Genomic DNA, 1,103 nt, shown 5'->3' with positions numbered 1-1,103 from the left:
CTAGGGCGCGTATCGGCTTGTGATCAATCTGCGGGATTCGCCCTCGTGACAGGGTCTAATCCGGTAGATCGTCTTGCATGACGCGAGTGCAACTGACGGACGCGGAGTGGGAGTTCATCGAGCCGTACCTGCCGATCGGCGAGTACGGCCCGTACCCCGAGCGGCTGAGGCAGCAGTTCGAGGGCGTGATCTGGCGGTTCAAGACGGGCGGGCAGTGGCGGGAGATGCCGCAGGAGTTCGGTGCCTGGTCGACCGTCTCCAACCGCTTCCGGCAGTGGAGGGACGCCGGCGTCTTCGAAGCCCTGCTGGAGGGCCTGATCGCCGAAGCCGCGAAGCGGGGGGAGGTGGACTTGTCGCTGGTCAGCGTGGACTCCACCACCGTCCGGGCCCACCACGACGCCGCCGGGATGCACCTCGACACCGACACGCTCGCCGCACTGGAGAAGGCCTCGGCCGAGACGGAGCAAGCCCGGCAAAAGGGGGCGACCCGGAAGAACAAGACGGGCATGGCGCCCCAGACGACCCGAAACGGGAGGAGCGGCGACGTATCCGACGCCGACGCAAGCTCCGCTTGAAAGCCGCCCTGCTCGGGCGCTCCAGGGGCGGGCAGACCAGCAAGATCCACGTCGCCGGCGACCGCAAATGCCGCCCACTGGCGTTCGTTCTGACCGAGGGCCAGGCTGCCGACAGCCCGCAGTTCATCCCCGTGCTGAAGAAGGTCCGGGTCCGTGTGCCTGTCGGCCGTCCCCGCACCCGGCCCGACGCGGTCGCCGGGGACAAGGCGTACTCGTCCCGCGGCAACCGCGCCCACCTGCGAAATCGTCGCATCAAGGCGGTCATCCCGGAGAAGAAGGACCAGGCTGCCAACCGGAAGAAGAAGGGCCGCAAGGGCGGTCGGCCCGTCAGCCACGACGCCGAGCTCTACAAAGAACGGAACACCGTCGAACGCCTGATCAACAAGCTGAAAGCCTGGCGAGGCATAGCCACCCGGTACGACAAGACCCCCGCGAGTTACCTCGCCGGCCTCCACCTACGCGGCGCGATGATCTGGATCAAGGACCTCACCCGGAGTGCCACTTGATCACAACCAAATACGCACCCTA

General features: G+C 66.9%; 1 pseudogene. It reads left to right on the top strand.

The features are described 5' to 3' along the window. The first annotated feature begins 77 nt into the window (after positions 1-77). Positions 78-1,081: pseudogene (locus ACWC9T_RS42010) on the top strand (IS5 family transposase). Positions 1,082-1,103: the final 22 nt, after the last annotated feature.

The sequence above is a fragment of the Kitasatospora sp. NPDC001159 genome, assembly GCF_053598235.1.
Note: the sequence above shows the minus strand (reverse complement) of the source record. Positions and strands in the feature narration are given on the sequence as shown.